This is a genomic window from Bacillus sp. KICET-3 (assembly GCF_033261025.1).
In the GTDB taxonomy this organism is placed as follows: Bacteria; Bacillota; Bacilli; order Bacillales; family Bacillaceae; genus Bacillus; species Bacillus sonorensis.
Window position 1 is genome coordinate 2,657,897 of sequence record NZ_CP137345.1, and the last position, 21,771, is coordinate 2,679,667.

The 21,771-nt window shown below is 46.7% G+C and carries 24 protein-coding genes; 3 read left to right on the forward strand and 21 right to left on the reverse strand.

The annotated features are described in order from the left end of the window. Positions 1 to 12 precede the first annotated feature (12 nt). Together R5H20_RS13570 and R5H20_RS13575 are read right to left on the reverse strand one after the other, a co-directional pair. Entirely contained in the window at positions 13 to 387 is a 375-nt protein-coding gene (locus R5H20_RS13570) for a YppE family protein (protein WP_006636362.1), read from the reverse strand. Positions 388 to 451: 64 nt separating this feature from the next. Next, the gene (locus R5H20_RS13575; RefSeq protein WP_006636363.1) at positions 452 to 679 is read right to left on the reverse strand and encodes a DUF5446 family protein; all 228 of its coding nucleotides are present in this window, start codon (positions 677 to 679) and stop codon (positions 452 to 454) included. Positions 680 to 876: 197 nt separating this feature from the next. On the opposite strand from R5H20_RS13575, the gene sspM reads away from it, so the two are divergent. Beyond that, positions 877 to 981, forward strand: a complete 105-nt coding sequence (sspM, locus tag R5H20_RS13580) for an acid-soluble spore protein SspM (protein ID WP_006636364.1) — start codon at positions 877 to 879, stop codon at positions 979 to 981. A gap of 24 nt (positions 982 to 1,005) precedes the next feature. On the opposite strand, the gene R5H20_RS13585 is transcribed toward sspM, so the two are convergent. Continuing rightward, positions 1,006 to 1,971, reverse strand: a complete 966-nt coding sequence (locus R5H20_RS13585; RefSeq protein WP_006636365.1) for a DUF2515 domain-containing protein — start codon at positions 1,969 to 1,971, stop codon at positions 1,006 to 1,008. A gap of 53 nt (positions 1,972 to 2,024) precedes the next feature. On the opposite strand from R5H20_RS13585, the gene recU reads away from it, so the two are divergent. Both recU and R5H20_RS13595 read left to right on the forward strand, forming a co-directional pair. After that, positions 2,025 to 2,621: a Holliday junction resolvase RecU gene (gene recU / locus R5H20_RS13590; protein ID WP_006636366.1), complete on the forward strand. Its 597-nt coding sequence runs from the start codon at positions 2,025 to 2,027 to the stop codon at positions 2,619 to 2,621. A 57-nt stretch (positions 2,622 to 2,678) separates the two neighbouring features. Beyond that, positions 2,679 to 5,351: a PBP1A family penicillin-binding protein gene (locus R5H20_RS13595; protein WP_029418358.1), complete on the forward strand. Its 2,673-nt coding sequence runs from the start codon at positions 2,679 to 2,681 to the stop codon at positions 5,349 to 5,351. A 33-nt stretch (positions 5,352 to 5,384) separates the two neighbouring features. On the opposite strand, the gene R5H20_RS13600 is transcribed toward R5H20_RS13595, so the two are convergent. The 18 genes from R5H20_RS13600 to R5H20_RS13685 form a co-directional block, all read right to left on the reverse strand. Then, positions 5,385 to 5,873: a YpoC family protein gene (locus R5H20_RS13600; protein WP_006636368.1), complete on the reverse strand. Its 489-nt coding sequence runs from the start codon at positions 5,871 to 5,873 to the stop codon at positions 5,385 to 5,387. After that, positions 5,870 to 6,532, reverse strand: a complete 663-nt coding sequence (gene nth / locus R5H20_RS13605) for an endonuclease III (RefSeq protein ID WP_006636369.1) — start codon at positions 6,530 to 6,532, stop codon at positions 5,870 to 5,872. Before nth ends, R5H20_RS13600 begins: the two co-directional genes overlap by 4 nt. A 17-nt stretch (positions 6,533 to 6,549) precedes the next feature. After that, positions 6,550 to 7,245 (reverse strand): DnaD domain-containing protein, encoded by a 696-nt coding sequence (locus R5H20_RS13610; RefSeq protein ID WP_006636370.1) that lies wholly within the window; start codon positions 7,243 to 7,245, stop codon positions 6,550 to 6,552. 74 nt (positions 7,246 to 7,319) lie between these two features. Further along, entirely contained in the window at positions 7,320 to 8,612 is a 1,293-nt protein-coding gene (gene asnS, locus R5H20_RS13615) for an asparagine--tRNA ligase (RefSeq protein WP_006636371.1), read from the reverse strand. A 171-nt stretch (positions 8,613 to 8,783) separates the two neighbouring features. Beyond that, positions 8,784 to 9,968, reverse strand: a complete 1,185-nt coding sequence (locus R5H20_RS13620) for a pyridoxal phosphate-dependent aminotransferase (RefSeq protein ID WP_006636372.1) — start codon at positions 9,966 to 9,968, stop codon at positions 8,784 to 8,786. Positions 9,969 to 9,989: 21 nt separating this feature from the next. Further along, positions 9,990 to 10,475, reverse strand: coding sequence for a cell wall elongation/penicillin-binding protein regulator TseB (gene tseB / locus R5H20_RS13625; protein ID WP_006636373.1), 486 nt, complete (start codon positions 10,473 to 10,475; stop codon positions 9,990 to 9,992). Between the two features lie 9 nt (positions 10,476 to 10,484). Further along, positions 10,485 to 10,655 carry a YpmA family protein gene (locus R5H20_RS13630; RefSeq protein WP_006636374.1) on the reverse strand — a complete coding sequence of 57 codons (171 nt, stop codon included), beginning with the start codon at positions 10,653 to 10,655 and terminating at the stop codon, positions 10,485 to 10,487. A 152-nt stretch (positions 10,656 to 10,807) separates the two neighbouring features. Continuing rightward, on the reverse strand, positions 10,808 to 13,600 hold the full coding sequence (gene dinG / locus R5H20_RS13635; protein ID WP_006636375.1) for an ATP-dependent DNA helicase DinG: 2,793 nt from the start codon (positions 13,598 to 13,600) through the stop codon (positions 10,808 to 10,810). 141 nt (positions 13,601 to 13,741) lie between these two features. Then, positions 13,742 to 14,125, reverse strand: coding sequence for an aspartate 1-decarboxylase (gene panD, locus R5H20_RS13640; protein WP_006636376.1), 384 nt, complete (start codon positions 14,123 to 14,125; stop codon positions 13,742 to 13,744). Then, on the reverse strand, positions 14,125 to 14,991 hold the full coding sequence (gene panC, locus R5H20_RS13645) for a pantoate--beta-alanine ligase (RefSeq protein ID WP_006636377.1): 867 nt from the start codon (positions 14,989 to 14,991) through the stop codon (positions 14,125 to 14,127). The genes panD and panC overlap by 1 nt, the downstream gene beginning before the upstream one ends. Positions 14,992 to 14,993: 2 nt before the next feature. Beyond that, complete coding sequence (gene panB, locus R5H20_RS13650) at positions 14,994 to 15,827, reverse strand: 3-methyl-2-oxobutanoate hydroxymethyltransferase (RefSeq protein WP_006636378.1); 834 nt, start codon at positions 15,825 to 15,827, stop codon at positions 14,994 to 14,996. Positions 15,828 to 16,061: 234 nt separating this feature from the next. After that, positions 16,062 to 17,045 carry a bifunctional biotin--[acetyl-CoA-carboxylase] synthetase/biotin operon repressor gene (locus R5H20_RS13655; protein WP_006636379.1) on the reverse strand — a complete coding sequence of 328 codons (984 nt, stop codon included), beginning with the start codon at positions 17,043 to 17,045 and terminating at the stop codon, positions 16,062 to 16,064. Continuing rightward, positions 17,030 to 18,223 (reverse strand): CCA tRNA nucleotidyltransferase, encoded by a 1,194-nt coding sequence (locus tag R5H20_RS13660; RefSeq protein ID WP_006636380.1) that lies wholly within the window; start codon positions 18,221 to 18,223, stop codon positions 17,030 to 17,032. The genes R5H20_RS13655 and R5H20_RS13660 overlap by 16 nt, the downstream gene beginning before the upstream one ends. Positions 18,224 to 18,225: 2 nt before the next feature. Next, a complete protein-coding gene (gene bshA, locus R5H20_RS13665) occupies positions 18,226 to 19,362 on the reverse strand; it encodes an N-acetyl-alpha-D-glucosaminyl L-malate synthase BshA (protein ID WP_006636381.1) in 1,137 nt (378 codons plus the stop codon). Between the two features lie 2 nt (positions 19,363 to 19,364). Next, positions 19,365 to 20,063 carry a bacillithiol biosynthesis deacetylase BshB1 gene (bshB1, locus tag R5H20_RS13670; protein WP_006636382.1) on the reverse strand — a complete coding sequence of 233 codons (699 nt, stop codon included), beginning with the start codon at positions 20,061 to 20,063 and terminating at the stop codon, positions 19,365 to 19,367. After that, positions 20,056 to 20,469 (reverse strand): methylglyoxal synthase, encoded by a 414-nt coding sequence (gene mgsA, locus R5H20_RS13675; RefSeq protein WP_006636383.1) that lies wholly within the window; start codon positions 20,467 to 20,469, stop codon positions 20,056 to 20,058. Before mgsA ends, bshB1 begins: the two co-directional genes overlap by 8 nt. 21 nt (positions 20,470 to 20,490) lie before the next feature. Further along, the gene (gene dapB, locus R5H20_RS13680) at positions 20,491 to 21,294 is read right to left on the reverse strand and encodes a 4-hydroxy-tetrahydrodipicolinate reductase (protein ID WP_006636384.1); all 804 of its coding nucleotides are present in this window, start codon (positions 21,292 to 21,294) and stop codon (positions 20,491 to 20,493) included. Positions 21,295 to 21,305: 11 nt separating this feature from the next. Beyond that, on the reverse strand, positions 21,306 to 21,644 hold the full coding sequence (locus R5H20_RS13685; RefSeq protein WP_006636385.1) for a nucleotide pyrophosphohydrolase: 339 nt from the start codon (positions 21,642 to 21,644) through the stop codon (positions 21,306 to 21,308). Between the last annotated feature and the right edge of the window lie 127 nt (positions 21,645 to 21,771).

Here is a 21,771-nt window from a genome sequence, read left to right on the forward strand (position 1 = left end):
AGGAGACGCGGGCTAATCCCGGTCTCCTTTTTGTATGTCGTCTTCCATGTTTTTCAGCGTGTAAAGCACAGATTCCGTCAAATCTTTAAAACGCTTTTTATGAATTTTACAGAAATAGGACTGCATCACGATTTCATTCAGGTTTTCCTCGACTGAACGGAGCTGCTCTTCATAAATATATTTTGGATGATATTCCTTTACATAGGCCAGACTGTCGCTCAGCCAGCTTTTCACAGCCTGTTCGCATTGGTCGGCAGCCGGTTTGACAACCTTGAAGAAATCATGCTCTGCACCTTCCTCCCTGCCCTTTTGATATCGTTTATAAGCTTCATTTGCCAGGCGGATGAGTTCCCGTGTCTGAACAAGAAGAGATTGTGTATCCAACATGTTCACCTCGGGTTTATCGTACCAGACAGACCGGGTAAACACAACGAATTCGAGCTCCGTAAGGCTAAGCGGATTCCCCGTGGCGATTCATCCCCATCATCGTACTGTTTAAGCAGGATGACAGCTCATTCAGTTCTCGTTCAATGAGGTCAAGCCGTTCCTTCCATACAGCGCCTTTTTCGGCTTTTTCCCTTATGATGGCTCCGGTCAGCTTGATTTCCGCTGATTTCAGCTCTGTTTCCGTTTCCAAAAGCATTTGAAGGACAACCTCTTTTTTTACAAATCCGCTCATTTGCCTACCTCCTTTTTGATCGCTTTCTATGCTTTCTTCCTTTCAGCCGTCCATTCCTTTACGGCTGACAAAACTAGAAGGAAACCGTCAAAGAAAGTGAATTTCCCTCCGATCGGCGCCGTTTCGACAGCGCCTCCCGAAAAATTGTATGAACGGGGCTGTTTATGCAAAATCTAAAGGTCAAGGAGGTGCCTGCTGTGGAAAACAATAAAAAGAAATCCCCGGCTAAATCAAAACCGGATGCAAAACAGGCAGATCAATTGGATAAAAAATTAGGCGGACCAAACCGTCCGTCCACTTAAAAAGCAAGGGCTCCTTGCTTTTTTTCATTTCCAGCTCTTTTTCAGCCAGTTTTCCAGCGAGAACACAGCCCGCAGCTGCCGCCTTTTATGAAAATACCATTCCGTTAATTCAATCGTTTCCGGCAGCTTTTCGTCTTCAAACAACCCCTCCATATTTTCCCCGTGAAACCAATCGGTTTTTACTCCGTCTAATGAATGGGCAATGACGGGAAAGCATGTTCTCAAAAATGGCGAGGACCTGCTCATAGCCCCGGCCCAGCGCTCCATATCAAAGCGCGAACCGGTATGCGGAACATAGGTTGTGAAATGGAAGAAGAAAGGAAACAGCTCAGGCCTGAACAACAGCTGGCTTAATTGTTTGCCAAGCTTGATTCTTTCTTTTAGACTTGTAAACCGTTTGACCGACACGCCGTAAAAAACGCCTTCAACCGTCGGAAAAATCACGGTATTGAAATGAAACCATTCACATACCTGAAAAGGAATCGTGTGAAAAACATTCTTTTTAAACAGAGGATTTTGTATAATAGGAGTTTGGATAGTGTTTTGTTCATTGATAATAAGAGCATACATGAGCCGCTTCTGATCCCGCTCATGCCAAAACCGCTCCCATTCCGCTTCCATAAACGAAGAAACGCCTAAAGCGGGAAGCAAATGAAAAAGAGGCTTTTCGAACTGCTTGGACAACTGATATAAAAGAAGCTGCGGATATGCGTCGGAAAAAATAAGCCAGTTTGCCCTTTCATACGTCAGAAACAGCCATTTCTGCTGGGCATCTGATAACCCGGGCCCAAACAGGCTCCCTTTTAAATCAGTCATCGACCAGCCGGCATTCCGGGAAACAAACGATGCCAGAAGCGCCCACTTGATCTCCGGATGACGGTCGAAGTATTTTTTGTAGGCATTGGTCCGCGAGATATTATCTTTATTCAGTTTTCCGGTCAGCTCTTGAATATAGCGCGTCAGCTCCTTCCAGGAGATTGTGTTGCCCAAGTCAGGTCACTTCCGTTTGTTTCCAGATTTTTTTAAAAAGGAGGATGAAGAAAGTGATTCGCTATCCGAACGGTAAAACCTATCAGCCGAAACCAACTGCCTCATCCTTAAATAAAAAGACGTCGTACAGCAATCGCGGAATGACCCTCGAAGATGATTTGAATGAAACGAATATATATTATCTAAATCATTCCATTGCGGTCATCCATAAAAAACCGACCCCTGTGCAGATCGTACAAGTCGATTATCCGAAGCGAAGCGCCGCTGTCATAAAAGAAGCGTATTTCAAACAATCGTCAACGACTGATTACAATGGGGTTTATAAAGGGCGCTACATCGATTTTGAAGCGAAAGAAACAAAAAGCCGTACATCCTTCCCCTTGCAGAATTTCCACGACCATCAGATTAAGCATATGAAACAGGTCGTGGCGCAAGGCGGCATTTGCTTTGTTATTATATCCGCATTTGGAGAAATTTATTTTCTGGAAGCTGAAAAATTGTTTGGTTTCTGGGAAAGGAAACAGCAAAACGGCAGAAAATCGATCAGAAAAGATGAGCTTGAAGAAGCCGCTCACTCCATTTCGCTTGGATATGCGCCAAGAATTGATTATATTAAAGTTATTGACCAGTTGTATTTTTCGCCATCATAAATTATGATTTTAAAGTCATGTGAGCGGAAAGGTTTAACTACGAAAGGTTGAGATGTTATGTCAGATCAATTTAACAGCCGCCAGGAACGGCGAAGAGCCCAACAGGGCAAAAGCAGGTCTAATACTCATTCTAAACCCAAGAAAAAGAAGAAAGCCGGACTATTTAAAAAGATTCTTTTATCTATTTTGATCATCGGCGTCATCGGCTTAATTGCCGGAGGCGTCACATTTGCAGTCATGGTGGCCGACGCACCGTCCCTTGACGAAGCCAAGCTGAAAACGCCGTATTCGTCCACCATCTATGATAAAAACGGGAAAAAAATCGCGGAGCTCGGCTCGGAAAAACGGAAGTATGTGTCGATTAAAGATATACCGGATAATGTCAAAAACGCTTTCCTCGCGACAGAGGATGCCCGTTTCTACGATCACCACGGGGTTGACCCGATCCGTATCGGGGGAGCGCTTCTCGCAAACTTTGAGGGCGGATTCGGTTCAGAAGGCGGAAGTACGATCACACAGCAGGTCGTTAAAAACTCCCTTCTGTCACATGAAAAAACGCTGAAGCGAAAAGTCCAGGAAGTATGGCTGTCCCTTCAGCTTGAACGAAAATATTCAAAAGACGAAATTCTTGAAATGTATCTAAACCGGATTTATTTCTCACCGCAGGCTTATGGTGTCGGCAAAGCGGCAGAGCAGTTCTACGGAATCACCAATTTGAAGGACTTGACGGTGGAGCAGGCCGCGACGCTTGCCGGAATGCCGCAAAGCCCGAACAACTACAACCCGGTGAAACACCCTGAACAAGCCGAAAAAAGGCGGAATATCGTCTTAAGCCTGATGAACAAACACGGCTTCCTGTCAGATGCAGAATACAACAAAGCGAAAAAAGTGTCTGTGAAAAAAGGGCTTGTGTCGCCTAAACAGTATGCAAAAACAAACTCTAATAAATACAGTGACTTTGTCGAAGAAGCTGTAAAAGAAGTCGAATCTAAAGCACATGTCACACCAAGTACAGACGGACTGAAAATTTACACGACGCTTGATACAGATGCACAGAATTATGTTGATGATCTTATGGAAAGCGATTCAATTCCGTACACCGAGAAAATGCAGGCCGGTATAACACTGCTTGATACAAAAACCGGCGAAATCCGAGCGATCGGCGGCGGACGCAATCGAAATGCCGGCGATTGGAACTATGCGGTTAATGAAAAACGTCAGCCGGGTTCAACGATCAAGCCGATCCTTGACTACGGCCCTGTCATCGAAAACGAAAAGTGGTCGACATATGAGCAAATAAAAGATGAACCATATAAGTATTCCACAGGACAGGAAATTCATAACTACGACCACAGGTATAGAGATTGGATATCAATGAGAGAGGCGCTTGCCGATTCACGTAACATTCCGGCTTTAAAAGCGTTCCAGGCTGCCGGCAAGGAAAACGTCGCCAAGTTCGCAAAAGGTCTCGGTCTTTCGCTTGATTCAGATGAGATGTCTGAGGCATATGCAATCGGAGGCTTCGGAAACGGTGTCTCCACTGTTCAAATGGCGGGCGCATACAGCGCGTTCGGTAACAATGGCTACTATAATGAGCCGCATTTCGTTACAAAAGTTGAATTCAATGACGGCACAAAACTTGACCTAAAGCCTGAGTCGAAAGCTGCAATGAGCGATTACACCGCGTTTATGATGACGGATATGCTGAAAACCGCTGTTCAATCAGGAACGGGAACAGCCGCACAGGTCCCTGGCGTTACCGTAGCCGGAAAAACCGGAACAACGAACTTTGAAGAAGCCGACATTAAAAAATACGGCATCAATCCGAACGGTGCGAAAGATTCGTGGTTTGTCGGCTATACGCCGCAATATACAGCAGCCGTCTGGACCGGCAAAAAAGGCCATAATTCGCTGAGTGCGAGCGAACAGCAAATCGCCAAGATCTTGTTTAAACAGGTCATTGCCAAGGTTGACGATGGCAGCGGATCATTCAATAAGCCTGACAGCGTCGTGGAAGCGACCGTACTGAAAGGATCAAATCCGCCGGCGCTGGCAAGCAGCGGTACGCCAAGCGATAAAAAGACGACCGAGTATTTCGTGAAAGGCACACAGCCGACAACCGTTTCAAAGCAGTATGAAGAAAAAGAAGATGTAACAAAACCATCCGGCTTGAGCGCCGAGTATGATGAAGCATCGAAGAGCATTAAACTGAAGTGGTCATATTCAGGTGATGATGATGCTACATTTAAAGTCAAACAGTCGGTCGACGGAGGAGGATACAGCGAGATCCAAAACAGCAGCGCCAAAGAGGCCGTCATACCGAATGCCAAAGAAGGATCTGTCTACAGATTCCAAGTCACGGCCGTCACCGATGACAATGAAAGCGATCCGGCTTCTGTGACGCTTCAAGTCAATGCTGCCAGTGACGACGAGTCAAAAACAGATGAAGATCAGCAAAATCAAGATGACGATCAGAAGAACAAAGACGAAGATGAAGACAAAGATAAGCAAAACAACGGAAACACTGATCAGCCGGATGACCAAAAACAAAACCCTGGCGATACGGACAATAATAACCAAAATCAAAACCCGGGCAATACGGACAACAACAATGGCAGAAAAGATGAAGATCAAGATGATTCTTCAGATTCCGGCAGCCAAAAACCAGGCAATGACAAAGATCAAACAAACAATTCCGGAAACCAGACAGAAACTCAATCCGGCAATTAAAAATAAAGACCACTCACAAATTGTGAGTGGTCTTTATTTATTCATCGCGGCATATTTATAAAATTGTTTTTTCATTTCCGTAAACAGTTCATCAAGCTGGATAAAACAATGGTACTGGGTCGGCTTTAACAAGATGAATTCAAGACGTTCCGTCCAATTGATCGGCTTAACGGGAAAGTTTTTCTGAATGATCGTCTCCCATCTCAGCGTTGTGACGGGCTCTCTCATCGTCCAATGGAAGCTTGTGATCAAACAGCAGACCCCTTTTAGCATCTCGTCCCGGCTGCACCTTGATTTTCTCGTTTGAAAGACGGGAAGAAGCCCTTCTTTCGTATTCTCCCAGATTTGAAAAAGAAGCGGCACCCATTCTTGGGCATTTTCCCATGGTTTTGCCGCCCCCTCCTCCATCAACAGATCAAAAAACAGTGGATTCTCAGACAGAATGGCAAGCCTGTCATCATGTTCAGGCTTGACCTTTCTGAGCGATTGTTCATATTCATATAAAAGGGAAACGCTTGTCACGGCAGCTTCACCAGTCCTTTTTTATAGCGCTTCTGCCCTTCCCGGCACAAAGAAAACAGCGGACATTCTTCACATTTCGGCCTTTGCGCTTTGCAGTGGTAGCGTCCGAAAAAGATGAGTCTATGGTGTGTGGCTGACCACTCTGACTCAGGTATTTTTTTCATCAGCGTTTTTTCGACTTCTGTAACTGAATCTTTCCAGCGGCAAAAGCCGAGCCTTTTCGACACCCTTTCTACATGAGTGTCTACGGCAATCGCCGGTACGCCGAACGCGACGGAGACGACGACATTGGCCGTTTTTCTCCCTACGCCAGGAAGCTTGACCAATTCATCTCTGTCTCTTGGGACTTCTCCCCCATATTCTTCGATCAGCATTTTGCACAGCTTTTGAATGTTTTTCGCTTTGTTGCGGTACAGACCGATCGACTTGATGTCCTGCTGAAGCTCTTCCAGCGGAACCGCGAGATAATCCTCCGGCTTTTTATATTTTTGAAACAGCGTTTTTGTCACTTTGTTGACCAAGGCATCTGTGCATTGAGCGGAAAGCGCGACAGCGATGACGAGTTCAAACGGGTTGTCGTGAACTAATTCGCATTCCGCATCGGGAAACATGTCGCCAATCGTTTCTAAGCAAAATTCGATTTGTTTTTTCGTTAACATCTCTTCACCTTTTCACTTTAATGTTCAAGCCAATTGTAAAAAGGAACCTGCCTTGTATACTCCTTTTGCTCGCTCTGCCGGGGCGTCTTGCGCCTGAATTTTTGGCTGTAGCTTACGGCTTGTTCGACTGTTTTGATTCCGTTTTTCTTCCATTCAAAAAGAATACGGTCAATATAGCGGAAATTCAATTTTCCTGACATGACGGCTTCTTTTAGCGCCTGCTTGATCATCTGCACATCGTGGTGGTCCTGGTCAAGCCAAACGTTGAGCGTCTCGCATTCCAACGGCGACAAAGGTCTTGCAAACTCTTCTTCAAATATCGTATAAAGACTTTTTTGCTCGCCTTCATGCTGCTCCTCCCGTTTTTTCTTCTCAGCCATCTCGAGATGATCAAATAGTTTGCTCCACAAAGGTTCGAGTGAATATTTTTCTGACTTGATGCCGTGCTGGTCTTCGCATTCTTCTATATAGAGGAAGCCTTTTTGGATAAAAATCCTCAACATATCCATACATTGTTCAGTCGCTATCGACATCGTTTTGCTTAATTCTTCGGGCGTGGGAAAAAAAGATCCTTTTTCCACATGCATTTTGATGTTGAGCAGCAGCATGAACTCTGTTTCATTCAGGCCAAGCTCCCGGTAGTTCATAAAAAGCAGATTTGGAACGCTGACTGACCCCATTTCCTGCATCTTAATAAATTGCTGTTTTTTCATTTGATACACCTCTTACCTTTCAGTATATCAGGATGACTGTGAAAAAGTCTCCTGTCGCAGCAGGAGACTTTTTATTAAGGATATAAACGATTTAGCAGTCTTGGGAACGGAATCGTTTCACGGACATGCGGCGAGCCGCAGATCCAGGCAACCGTCCGCTCCAAACCGAGTCCAAAACCTGAATGCGGTACTGAACCGTATTTTCTCAGCTCGGCATACCATTTGTAAGCATCTGATTCCAATCCGTGCTCTTTCAGCCGTGATTCCAAAAGCTCAAGATCATGGATGCGTTCTGAGCCGCCGATGATCTCGCCGTAGCCTTCAGGAGCAATCAAGTCCGCGCACAGCACGACGTCTTCCCTGTCAGGCGCAGGCTGCATGTAAAACGGCTTTAAAGATGTCGGGTAATGTGTAATGAACACAGGCTTGTCATAGCTTTCGGCAATCGCCGTTTCATGAGGCGCCCCAAAATCATCGCCCCATTCAATATCATCAAAGCCTTTATCTTTTAAGAACTGAATCGCTTCATCATAAGTAATCCGCGGGAACGGCGCTTTGATCTGCTCGAGTTTGGATGTGTCTCTTCCAAGCGTCTCCAATTCGATTTTGCAGTTTTCAAGAACGCTTTGGACGACAAATGATACGTAGTTTTCCTGCACTTCAAGGTTTTCATTGAATTCAACGAAAGCCATTTCAGGCTCAATCATCCAAAACTCAATCAAATGGCGTTTTGTTTTTGATTTTTCCGCTCTAAAGGTCGGTCCGAATGAAAAGACTTTTCCTAAAGCCATCGCAGCCGCTTCCATATAGAGCTGGCCGCTTTGGGACAAATAGGCGTCTTCATCAAAATACTTCGTCGCAAAAAGCTCTGTCGTTCCTTCTGGAGCGCTGCCTGTCAAAATCGGAGGATCGACTTTGACAAAGCCTTCTTTATTGAAAAATTCGTATGTAGCCCGAATGATTTCGTTTCGGATTTTCATCGTTGCATGCTGCCGCTTGGAACGAAGCCACAGATGTCTGTGATCCATTAAAAACTCTGTTCCGTGCTCTTTAGGCGTAATCGGATAATCTTTCGCTTCATGGATGATATCAAGCGAAGTCACGGCAAGCTCAAATCCGAGAGGCGAACGCTCATCCTTTTTGACGACGCCTTTTACATACAAAGACGTTTCCTGTGTGACCGTTTTAGCGGTCTGGAAAACCTCTTCAGCCACTTCCGCTTTGACGACCACTCCCTGGATAAAGCCTGTCCCGTCTCTAAGCTGCAAAAATGCGATTTTGCCGCTTGAGCGTTTATTGGCGACCCAGGCGCCGATTGTCACTTCTTCACCAACATGCTTGTACACTTGGTTGATTGTTGTTTTCACTATCGTTTCCCTCCAAAACAAAGAAAAGGGTCTTGACCCGTTTTCTCTCTGCAGTCCATAACGTATATTATACCTTTTTTAAACGGATGCGGTCAATCCGTTCCACCCTTGAATTCCGGACAGATCTTCAGCAGCATAAAAAAGCGCCCTTGAACCGGGCGCTTTTAAAACTTATTTGCTGTGATTGACTACAAAGCGGCGGATGCGTTTCACCGCTTCTTCCAACAGCGGCAGGGATGTCGCATATGACAGGCGGATATTGTCCGGTGCGCCAAATCCGGAACCCGGCACTATCGCGACTTTTTCCTCCTCGAGAAGCGCTTCAGCAAATTGGTCAACGGTTGCAAAGCCGCATGCTTCGGCTGCTTTTTTTGCATTCGGGAACAGATAAAAAGCGCCCTCAGGCTTCAGGCAGGTGAATCCCGGAATATCCAAAAGCAGTTCATATACTTTGTTCAGACGTTCTTCAAAGGCCTTTCTCATTTCTTCAACCGGCTCCTGCGGCCCGTTATAGGCGGCGATGGCGCCGTATTGAGCGACAGAAGTCGGGTTTGACGTGCTGTGGCTGGCAAGGTTTGTCATCGCTTTGATGATGGTTTGATTTCCAGCTGCATATCCGATTCTCCAGCCGGTCATGCTGTGCGATTTTGAAACCCCGTTAATGATGATCGTCTGTTCCTTCAGTTCAGGGGAAAGCTGTGCGATTGACACATGTTTTCCTCCGCCGTAAATCAGCTTTTCATAAATTTCATCAGATACGATCAAGATATTGTTGCGAAGGCACACGTCGCCGATCGCTTTAAGCTCCTCTTCCGTATACATCATCCCTGTCGGATTGCTTGGAGAATTGATGATCACGGCTTTCGTTTTTTTCGTTACTGCATTTTGGAGCTGCTCCGGAGAAATCTTAAAGCTGTTTTCCTCAAGCCCTTCCACAAATACGGGACGTCCTCCTGCAAGCTTAACCTGTTCAGGGTAGCTGACCCAATATGGAGTCGGAATAATGACTTCGTCCCCCTCATCCAGCAATACTTGAAAAAGGGTGTAAAGAGCGTGCTTCGCACCTGTACATACAATAATTTCCGACTGGCTGTATTCAATGCCCTGATCACGTTTGAACTTGTCTGCAATGCTGTCTTTAAGCGGCGCAAGACCTCCGGAAGGCGTATATTTCGTATGCCCCTCATTCATTGAGCGGACAGCCGCCTCAATGATATGCTCCGGCGTGTTAAAATCCGGCTCTCCCGCACCAAGGCCGATGACATCATGCCCTGCCGCTTTTAATTCTTTTGCTTTTGCAGTGATTGCCAATGTCGCAGACGGTGTTAATGCTGATACTCTTTTAGCTAGATTCAACTTGATTCCCCCTGTTTCGTCTTAAGGCGTAATATTTTTGTGAATTTTGCCATTTATAAAGTCAACATAACTTAAACTGTATTGCCCATCTTTATTTAAGTATGTCACTTCCCACAATAGAACATTGCCTTCCCTTGCCAGATGAACCTCCTTTAATTCAGACAAAAGGCCCTCTTCCTGAACCGCTTTGGCTGCCTGACGGCTTGAAATGCCGTCCGCCGCTTTTTTAAACATCGTTTTCTGCTTTTTGTCAGCCGGCACCCATACATACATTTTTTCGCCCTTTTTGTTCTTGCCTTCGACAATGTACTGTTTTTCCTTGCCGACAAACGTTTCAACGGTGCCAACCTCTTTTAAATCCGCTTTCTTCTTCGCTGTTTCAGCAGCTTCCTGGTGGCCGCTCTCTTTCTGATCCATTGCCGTCTGGTATACATTCGCCCCGGCAAGAATTGCTGTTACAAAGATAATACCAAATATCAGAATGAAAATTAACGTTTTTTTGCCCATTTTTCTCCCCTACGTCCGATAAATAGTAAAAATCGCCTGTTTTTGATCGTCTTCATCAAGAGCGAGACCGAACATTAAATCATCGCGTTTCAGCGTCCTGTTTAATAAATCGACGATTTTATACAGATCTTCTGAATGCTGAACAGTCACTGTAGAAAGAATTTCAATTTTGCTATCCATTATCAAATACCTCCGCACAAAACAATAATTGTTATTCATACTCTGTCTGCCATAAGCCATAATAGTTGTTACAACGGATTAAACCGTTTATATAAACAGCCAAAAAATAAAACCTTAATCCACACCATGCCAAGAGCCGCTTGAAGCGGCTTTTATGCATTCAGCCCTGAAATATAGGCTTCGAGTTCAAGGAAATCCGGCTCTTCTACTAAAGCGGGAGGCAAAGCTTTCATAAACACCCTGCCATAGGAAGAAGTGCGGATCCGTCGGTCAAGGATCACGACCATACCGCTATCCTCTTCAGAACGCAGCAGCCTTCCGATTCCCTGTCTAAAGGTCAAAACGGCTTCTGGAAGCGAAACAGCCTGAAACGGGCTTTCCCCCATTTTCTTCGCCCTTTCACACTTAGCCGACTCGACGGGATGATCGGGCGGCTTGAAAGGGAGCCTCGCAATGATCAGCGTTGTCAGCTCATCCCCCGGAAAGTCGACGCCTTCCCAAAAATGGTTTGTTCCGAGCAGGACGGCATGCTGGCACGATTTAAAGGCCTTCATGATCTTCACGGGGCTTCCCCCTGACACGCCCTGAGCCAATAGCTGGCACGGAAAGTCGATATCGTCTCTCAACAGCTGGTGCACGTCGCGCAGCATGTCATGTGATGTAAACAAAACGAGTACCTTGGCATTCCGCTGCTTTGAAAGCGCCTTGATATACCGGCAAACATCTTGGATATAGTCTTCGGAATGATCATTTTGGATCGGGCTGATGTCTGTCGGAATCATGATTTTCATACGCTTATCATAAGAAAAAGGCGACTCGATTTGCAAGGTTCTGGGATAAAAATCGCTTAGACCGAGCTTTTTGATCATATAGTTGAATGAGTTTTCAACGACAAGCGTTGCGGATGTGAGAACAACGCTTTTTTTCTCGGTAAAAAAGCGATCTGCCAGCATTTCGCCCGCATCCAGCGGCTGGGCATATACGGAAGCCGCGTTTTTCGCTCCTTTTGCATCGATTTCAATCCAGACGACCTCATCTTCAGCAGGTTCAAAAAATAGACGGCCGAGCTTTTTGCCGTACTCTTCGAGATATGCCAGACAGGATTGATATTCTTCAAGAAGAAACGACTGCCGGCTTGTGAAAGAGACGGTTTTTCCTGTTAATTGCTCTTTTTGATCCAAAAACAGCTGATGCATGTAAAACAGCATGGCGCACAGCCTTCTTGCACCTTCTTCAAGGCGGCTCCAAGCTCTGTTTTCACCGGTTTGAGCTACCTTATAAAGCAGACGGTTTACATCCTTTTTTGGTTTCCTCCGTTTCACAAACGCATGAACCGATGTGAAAAACACATCGCTTTCTTCAATGAGCTGGCTGAGCCATTCATCCATCTGGAAAAAAGATTCTGAAGAGATGCCGAAAGAACGGAACAGCCGTTCAGCTTTTTTGAGCAGCCCCCTTTGTTTCAAGGTGCCGAGCTGCATCAATTTCTTATGAAGCGAAACATAGTCCGCCCTTGTTCCAAACTGTTCCGCCGCTGCCCGTTCAAAGTGGTGGGCTTCATCGATAATCAATGTATCCGCATCGGCGGTGCGGCTTCTTTGATTAATTTCGTCTGTCAACAGAAGCGCATGATTGGTAATGATCAGATCGGCCTTATTTGCCTTCGCTTTTGCTCTTTCATAAAAACACAGCTCTTTATACGGACGGTTTCTCTCGTAAGAACGGTCATCATGCACGATTCGTTCCCAAAGCAGCTTTCCGCCGGATGGCAGGTTGATTTCGGATAAGTCGCCAGTCTCCGTATCCGTCAGCCAGACGAGAATTTGCGCCTTGGCCAGGACGGCGTCATAGTTATCATCATCTTCGTGCAGAATATGCTCGAATTTGTGGATGCATAAATAATGGGACCGGCCTTTCAGCACCGCCGCTTTGATCGGGAATGGAAAGATCTGTTTTATAAGCGGGATATCCTGATTTAAAATCTGCTGCTGAAGCAAGGTTGTAAACGTGCTGATCACGACGGGTTTTTCGGTTTTTTTCGCATGAACGGCCGCAGGCACGAGGTAACCGAGTGTTTTGCCGATTCCCGTTGCCGCTTCGATCAGGGCATGTTCATGATTCGAAAAAGCCGTCCAGACTTCTTTCATCATTTTTGTCTGTCCGTCCCTTTTTTTAAAATGGTTCAGGGAAGAAAGGCCCCCTTCTTCCTCCCAAATAAGCGTTTCAGGCAAAGCTTCGGAACGGGACTCTTCAAAGTCTTCCGCCTGAGTATCGGGCGCTTTCATGACAAATGAACCGATTTTTATATACCCTGCTTCAAGCTCTGAACGGCCGTCTTTTTGGATGATCAGGCTGTCAAAGAGCTCCTGCGCATCGCTGATCAGATGCCATGACAGACGCCTGATCGCTTTCAGGACGGGAAGCGGCAGGCGCTTCAATCTGTCCAAGATATGTAGGAAAATCATTGCGGTCACTTCCGCATCGCTGTCTGCTCTATGCGGATTGTCATGCTTGAGCTTCAGTTCTTCGCTCAGCTCTGTCAGCTTGTAGCCATCAAAACGGGGATAAACGATTCTGGCCAATTCCACCGTGTCGAGCACATTGCACTCAAGTCCGTCGAAGCCCGCGCGCTTCAGTTCGTGTTTGACAAACCCGAGATCAAAATGGATATTATGGGCGATAAAGCAGCTTTCATTGAGGAGCTCAAATATATCTTCTGCAATCGCCGAAAACGGCTCTTCATGTTCAACCATCTCATTTGTGATTCCCGTCAGCTGTTCAATAAATGGGGGAATAGGCTGGTTCGGGTTCACATATTTGGAGAAACGTTCGGTAATTTGTCCATTTTCAATCACAACCGCTGCAATTTGAATAATTTTGTCGCCTTTTTTCGGCGAATTCCCTGTCGTTTCCACATCAATAACTACATACCGTTGATTGTTCATTCAATGGACACCTCAATTTTGATACGTTCAACAAAAGTGTAACACGTTTTTAGAAAGTACATGAGGACAGCGGCTGAAAAAACAGGCCTCTTTTCAAAAGTTCTTCCCAAAACGACATGAAAGCCCCCAGCGGTGGGGGCTCTACAGAATGGTACGGGCCGGCTCAAACCCAAGCATTTGCTCGATTTCGTTCTTCTCGTTCAAAACGGCTACTTTCGGCTTGTGATGCTTCGCCTCTTCCTCCGTCATCATCGCGTAGGACACAATAATGACGACATCTCCTTTTTGAACGAGCCGGGCGGCCGCTCCATTGAGACAAATGACGCCGCTCCCCCTTTCACCGGGAATGATATACGTTTCCAGCCGGGCGCCGTTATTATTATTTACAATTTGCACTTTTTCATTTGCCATCATTCCGACGGCATCCAATAAATCTTCATCAATTGTCACGCTGCCGACATAGTTTAAGTTGGCCTCGGTGACTCTCGCTCTATGCAGCTTTGCGCTCATTAACGTCCGGTACATCATAGGTCCTCCTTTCGATCATCGGGAATATCGATAATTATATTATCAATTAAGCGGGCTTTGGAAAATTTGACGGCCACCGCTATAATGATTTTCCCGCTCAGCATTTCCCTGCTCTTGAGGTCGGGATATGAATAAATCTCAGCGTAATCAATGACACCGCTCGTTTTATTCAACATACCGCGCACTTCTTCCATAATGACGTCCGGATTCCGCTCTCCATCGGCTATTAGCCGGGCGCCGTGCTGAAGCGACTGATAGAGAGCGGCCGCTTCCTCGCGCTCGCTTTTTGAAAGATACACATTCCGCGAGCTTTTGGCAAGACCGTCCTCTTCCCGCACCGTATCAACGGGAACCAGCTTGATATCCATGAAGAAATCATTGATCAAACCGTCGACCACAGCGACCTGCTGCGCATCCTTCATCCCAAAATAAACCCTTGTCGGAGACGTGAGGTTGAACAATTTGGTCAGCACTGTCGCGACACCGTCAAAATGCCCAACCCTTGAACGGCCGCACAGGACATCCGTCCTTTTTTTGACATTGACGATAACCGTAGATTCCTGCTGGTACATGTCTTCCGGGGCTGGAGTGAACAGAACGTCCACTCCGCCTCCTTCCGCAAGCTTCCGGTCTCTTTCGATATCCCTAGGATATGATTCAAAGTCTTCACCCGGACCAAATTGAAGGGGATTGACAAAAATGCTCATGACGACAATATCGTTTTCTTTTCGCGCTTTTTCTGCAAGCGCCATATGCCCTTCATGAAGAAATCCCATCGTCGGCACGAACCCGATTGTTTTTCCTTCTTTTCGATATGTTTTTGTTACACACTGCATGTCTTTTGCTGTTTTGATTTCAATCATGCTTATTTTCCTCCGTATAAGCCTTCCAGCACTTCTTGATCAATATGGAATGAATGAGAATCTTCAGGAAAGGCCCGGGTTCTGACATCGTTGGCATAGCCGGAAAGCGCCGCTTTGATCGGCGGATCAATCTGGGCATATTGTTTGACAAACTTTGGCGTCCTGCTGACGCCGTGTCCGACGACATCATGGTAAACGAGCACCTGTCCGTCTGTGTAGACCCCGGCGCCGATGCCGATGACCGGAATCGTCAATTCTTTGGAAATCCGTTCCGCCAGTCTCGCTGGAACGCATTCGAGCACAAGTGCCATCGCGCCCGCTTCTTCACAGCGCCTGCTGTCTTCAATCAGCTTTTTGGCGCTTTCTTCATCTTTTCCCTGTACTTTATAGCCTCCCAAGACACCGACAGATTGAGGGGTCAAGCCTAAATGGCTGACCACAGGTATGCCGCCTCTTGTTAAAGCTGTAATCGTTTCAAACACGCCGTCTCCGCCCTCAAGCTTCAAAGCATCCGCCCCGCTCTCCTGAACGATCTTCATGGCGTTTTTGAGTGCGTCTTCCTGTGAGCAGTGATAGGACATAAACGGCATGTCTGTGACGATAAATGTATCCTTTGCTCCCCGTTTTACGGCTTTTGTGTGGTGGATCATGTCCGCCACCGTAACCGATACAGTCGAGTCAAGGCCGAGCACGACCATTCCGAGAGAATCGCCGACTAGAATCATGTCGACTTCTGCTTGTTCGGCAAGCTTTGCCCCCGGATAGTCATAGGCCGTCAGCATGACGATCGGCTCTCCGTTCTGTTTCATGTTTAAAAAATCCAGTTTTGTCTTCATGTGTTTCTCCTCCTCTTGTTTTAGAGGAGATGAGCTGCCGTTATTTTTTTCGGACAGTAAAAAAATCTTCCGCGAAGAAGATTTCAATCGTCCATCATCGGCAAGAATCATCCCTCTGTCCCAGTCCTTTTTGGATCAAGGCAGACTGTATTGAAAAATAAAATCGTTTTGCAGGTGCAGTTCCGTCGGATACTGCCCAATCGAAGTATACCAAAAACGCCGCGTCCGTTCCAACTATGACGGATTGATTTCGATATCGGCGGAATAGATTTTTTTGATCCCGTCGCTTGTTTCCAAGAGGAGAACGCCTTCATCATCGATCCCGAGCGCCTTGCCGTGAAATGTTCCAGACAGCGTCCGCGCGGTCAATTGACGATGCAATGTGATCGCATAGCTTTCCCATAAAAGTTTAATCGGCTTGAAACCGTGTGTCAGATAATCGCTGTATCGTTTTTCAAAGGTTAACAGTATCGTCTGAATGAGGGCCGCCCTGTCGATTTTTTCGCCGCTTTCGATGCGCAGACTTGTCGCCGTTTCCTGCAACTCCCCCGGGAAATCGTCAGCATGCTGGTTGACGTTAATACCTGTGCCGACAATGACAGAGTGAACCTGATCTGCCTCAGCCTGCAATTCGGTTAAAATTCCGACCGCTTTTTTGCCGTTGATTAAAATATCGTTCGGCCATTTAATTTCGGCGACGATGCCCGTTTGCTCTTCGATCGCCTGGACGATCGCCACAGCGGCCAAAAGCGTCAGCTGCGGTGTTTTTTGCACGGGAATCTCAGGTCTTAGTATCAGGCTCATCCAGATTCCCGTTCCCTCAGGGGAGTGCCATGCCCTCGACATTCTCCCCCGTCCTTCCGTCTGTTTATCAGCTACGACGATCGTTCCTTCCGGAGCGCCGTTATTGGCCAGTTCATGAGCGATTTTCTGCGTAGAAGCCACGACATCCTGAAAATGAATGGTTTGGCCCATTTTTTCCGTTTTCAAGCCGAGCCTGATTTCATCTTCGCTGATCTTATCAGGCTTTTTTTTCATTTTATAGCCGAGCTTCCTGACCGCTTCTAACTCATACCCTGATTTCCTCAGCTCTTCAATGTGCTTCCAGACCGCCGTTCTGGAGCAGCCGAGCTCTTCACTGATTTTCTGGCCTGAGATGAATTCTCCGTCGGCCTCTGTAAACAATTGAATGAGTTTTTTTCTTAAGTTTGACTGCATGCGTCCAGCCACTCCTCTATGGCTTTTTTTTGATTGGCGAGCTCGCCCTTTAAAACGGCCAGTTCAATCTGTTTTAAATCTTCTGAGACCCATTTGCCCGGCGGCTTGTTTCTCAGATTGAGAAGGTCACCGCCCGTCACGGCGAGGTCTTTCAGACTTTTAATCGGCAGCTCCATGTAAGCTTGTCTGATTTCCGCCAACCGCCGATCGTCGATTTCGCCCTTTTCCTTCAGCATGTGAATCTTGCATGCTGAAAGAAGCGTTTCTTCACCGGCCTCATACATCGACAGCCTGTCCCATTTTTTTTCGATGGATTCGGCGACGTGAACCGCTTGTTTGATGATTTTCCCCGGGAGTTTCCATGATTTCAAAAAAGCGGGGGCATCGGCTGCATCAATGGACACCATGGAGATGAAGGCCGCCCAGATGTCTGCTCTTTTTTCAAGCTTATAAAAAGGAAAAACGCCGGCAGACCGGACGCCGTCCTTTTTGCCGGCCAGGCCGGGCAGTTCTTTGTACAGCCCGGTATCCGCCGCCATGGCAAGCGCCCGGTCAGCCGCTTTTCCTTTTAAAAGCTTTTCAAATTCAACTGTTTTGCGCTCTGTTGAAATATGCGCCAAAAGTTGGCGATTTTCACAAATCGCTGTTTTTGTCTTCCCGGAAAGCGCAAATTCAAGCTGGCTCATAAAACGGAGCGCCCGCAGCATGCGGAGGGCGTCTTCATGGAAGCGTTCCGCCGGGTCGCCGACCGTTTGAATCACCTTTTCTTTAATATCCTGCAGACCGCCGAAATAATCGATCAGCTTGCCGTCAGCATCCATCGCCATGGCGTTGATCGTTAAATCGCGGCGTTTTAAATCCTCTTTCAGCGATTTGATGAAATGAACCCCGCTCGGCCTTCTATGGTCCTCATATTCGAGTTCAGCCCGGAACGTGGTCACTTCATAAGACTCGCCATCAAAGAGAACGATGATCGTACCGTGTTCCTTGCCGACATCGATTGTCTTTGGAAAGATATTCTCGATTTCCTCAGGCGGTGCGTCTGTTGCGATGTCAATGTCCCCGACAGCGCGGTTCATATGTACGTCCCTGACGGCGCCGCCGACAAAGTAGGCCTGCCAGCCGTGTTTTTTCAGCTCATGAAGGAGGGGAAGAGCCTTAAGAAAGAGATCCTCCATTGTCACACTCCCAGTTCTATTAATTGATGATAAATATCCTCATATTGTCCGATAATGCTGCTGGAAGAAAACTGTTCCATGATGTTTTTCAGCGCCGCATCTGTAAAGCGGCGGTGCAGTGCGTCATCCGTCAACAGTTGAAGCGACTTTTCAGCAGCATCATCCACATCGCCTACATTGACCAAAAAACCGCTGATTCCGTCTTTGATGACTTCGGGGATGCCTCCGATGTTCGTTCCGATGCAGGGAACGCCGCAGGCCATGGCTTCGAGCAGAACAAGGCCGAAGCTTTCCTTTTCAGATAAAAGAAGCTTCAAATCGCTGATCGCATAAAGCTCCTCCACGCTGTCCTGCTTTCCTAAAAAAAGGACGTTATCTTCCAGGCCAAGCTGTCTGACAAGCTGGCAGATGACGGACATTTCCGGACCGTCGCCGACGAGAAGAAGCTTTGCTTTCATTTGGCTGACAATCCGGCTGAAGACATGAATGACATCCTGCACACGTTTGACCCGCCTGAAATTCGACACATGGATGATCACTTTTTCATCAGCGGAAATGCCGTACTGTTCTTTTAATACATGCCGGTCCTGCTTGATGTAAACCCGCTCGTCGACGAAATTGTAGATCGTGTCTATTTTTTTGTTCGGTTTAATTAAATCATACGTCTGAGCAGCGAGAGCCGATGATACGGCCGTCACGCGGTCGGATGATTCTATCGCGAACTTAATTAAATCCTTTAAAGACGGATCATAGCCGAGCACCGTGATATCTGTGCCATGCAGCGTCGTAACGGTTTTGATATCTCCCCCCAGCATTTGCTTCGCTAAAAACGCAGAAACCGCATGAGGCACAGCATAATGGGCATGAAGAATATCAAGCTGTTCCCGTTTGGCCACTTCCGCCATTTTGCTGGCCAATGCCAAATCATAGGGCGGATATTTAAACACGGCATATTGGTTGACTTCAACCTCATGAAAATAAATGTTGCAATATACTTTATTCAGCTTGTACGGGACACTGGACGTAATAAAATGAATTTCATGTCCTCTTTCCGCAAGCAGTTTGCCGAGTTCGGTCGCGATGATTCCCGATCCGCCGACACTCGGATAACATGTGATTCCGATTTTTAATTTTTTCATCATCAGCCCCCAAATAGATCATTGTTTAACAGAAGCGTCCGTTTTGAAAAAAAACCTTCAGCATATGTGACGCCCGCTTCTTTTCCGAGAAGTTTTTCCCTGGCTTCGACAGTTTCGATATATCCGTTTGTCAGCGGTGTTTCCACCGAATGCTCCGAGCGGCTGAACTGGCTTTTGTATGCTCTGAGAGCGGCTGTTTTTTGCTCCATCGTATCGGAAATATCGATGACAAATTCAGGTTTATGAAAGCCGTTGATCATATAGTAATACATGTTTTGCACTTTATGAGCCGGCAGATCTTCTGCATCTTGATATTTATGTATTCCGGCGGAAAAAACCGCTTCTTCGACGATCTCCGCCGCGTGTCCGTGATCCGGGTGCCGATCTTTTTGATACGGTACAAACACAAGCTTCGGTTTATACTTCCGGATAACGGTGACAGCTTCTCTGACCGCCGCTTGATTTACAAACAGGCCGCGGTCGGGAAGCGCGAGGGATACGCGCGGGCTGGCGCCCAAGATTTCGGCCGCCAGCGCCGCTTCGCTTTTTCTCGTGTCGACTGTTCCGTTTGATGACAGTTCAGCCTCTGTTAAATCGCAAATGCCAATTCGGAACCCTTTTTTACTATATTTCGCAATGGTTCCTCCCATGCCGATTTCCACATCATCGCTATGTGCACCGAACGCCAGTATATCAAGCATCTTGATCCCTGCCATGCACAAGCTTTCTAAACTCAAAAGCGCCTTCTTCAAGAGACCTGATTAAAATTTCTGCGGTCCCCATATTGGTCGCAAGCGGGATTGAATATACGTCAGATAAGCGGATCAATGCTGAAACATCAGGCTCATGCGGCTGAGCCGTTAACGGGTCTCTCAAAAAGATGACAAGATCGATTTCATTTTTCGCAATCAATGCGCCGATCTGCTGATCTCCGCCGAGCGGCCCCGATTGAAGGCGCACGATGGACAAATCAGTCGCTTCCATGATTTTCAGTCCGGTCGTTCCCGTTGCAAACAATTCATGCTTTTTTAAAATGTCTTGATAGGCCGTCGCCAGCTGAATCATATCCTGTTTTTTTCGGTCATGGGCGATTAAAGCGATTTTCAAAGCGGTTTCCCCCTTTTTGTATTAAGCGATTATATTTTCCAGGCCGTAGACAAGCTGATCAATTTTCATCACTTGTTCAACAGCCAGTTTCACACCTGACATGAAAGATGCGCGGTTATAAGAATCATGGCGGATTTTCAGCGTTTGCCCGTCTCCTCCGAACATCACTTCCTGATGGGCGATTAATCCCGGCAAGCGGACGCTGTGGAGACGGATTCCGTTTTGTTCGGCCCCTCTCGCTCCCGGCAGAATTTCCTTTTCATCGGGATGCCCCTGCTGTTTTGCTTCCCGTACAGCCGAGATCATTTCCGCCGTTTTCAAGGCTGTTCCGCTCGGGGCGTCAAGCTTTTGATCATGGTGCTGTTCAATGATTTCGACATCGGTAAAATAGTTGGCCGCCATCTGTGAAAATTTCATCATCAAGACGGCTCCAAGAGCAAAGTTTGGCGCAATGATCGCACCGATTCCTTTTTCGTCCGTCAGCTCCATCAGTTCGTTCAGATCGCTTTCCGAAAATCCGGTCGTTCCGACTACAGGACGGACTCCGTGCTCCAGCGCGATTTTCGTGTGGACTTTGCCGATTTCAGGTGTTGTCAAATCAATCAGGACATCCGGATCTGTTTCTGAAAAGCATTCGTGTATGTCTGTATATACGGCCGCTTCAGAGCGGCAGGCTAAAACCTCTGATAGTTTCTTCCTGTTATATGTACGGTCAATCGCCCCCACGAGTTCAAAATGAGCGGTGTCCTCTACAAGCTTGACCGCTTCGCTTCCCATTCTCCCCCGGGGTCCGGCTATGACAATTTTGATCGTTTCTTTTGACATATGAATCTCCTCTACTTTCCTTGTTCTTTTCGTGTCCAGCGGTCTTTGTCACGGGTGCTGAATTTCTCCATGACCATATCGTGCGCTTCATCTAATGATATATGAAGTGAATTGGCTAAACAAACTAAAACAAATAACACGTCGCCGAGTTCCTCTTCGATCTTTTTTTCCGCTTCCGTTTTTTTCTTGGGTTTTTCTCCATAGTGGTGATTGATTTCCCTCGCCAGTTCGCCGAGTTCCTCTGTCAGCCTGGCCATCATCGCAAGCGGGCTGAAATACCCTTCTTTAAACTGGCCGATATATTCATCAACCTCGCGCTGTATATCTTTCATCGTTTTTTCCTTCGTCATTCGGCAAAACCTCCTGTCATCTCTTACATGTTAGCGAATTCAAACAAGTTTGACAAATGTTTAAAACGGGTTTGCTGTTTAAAATGGGATACACTATAATATTAACGCCAGCTTATGGAAGGAAAGG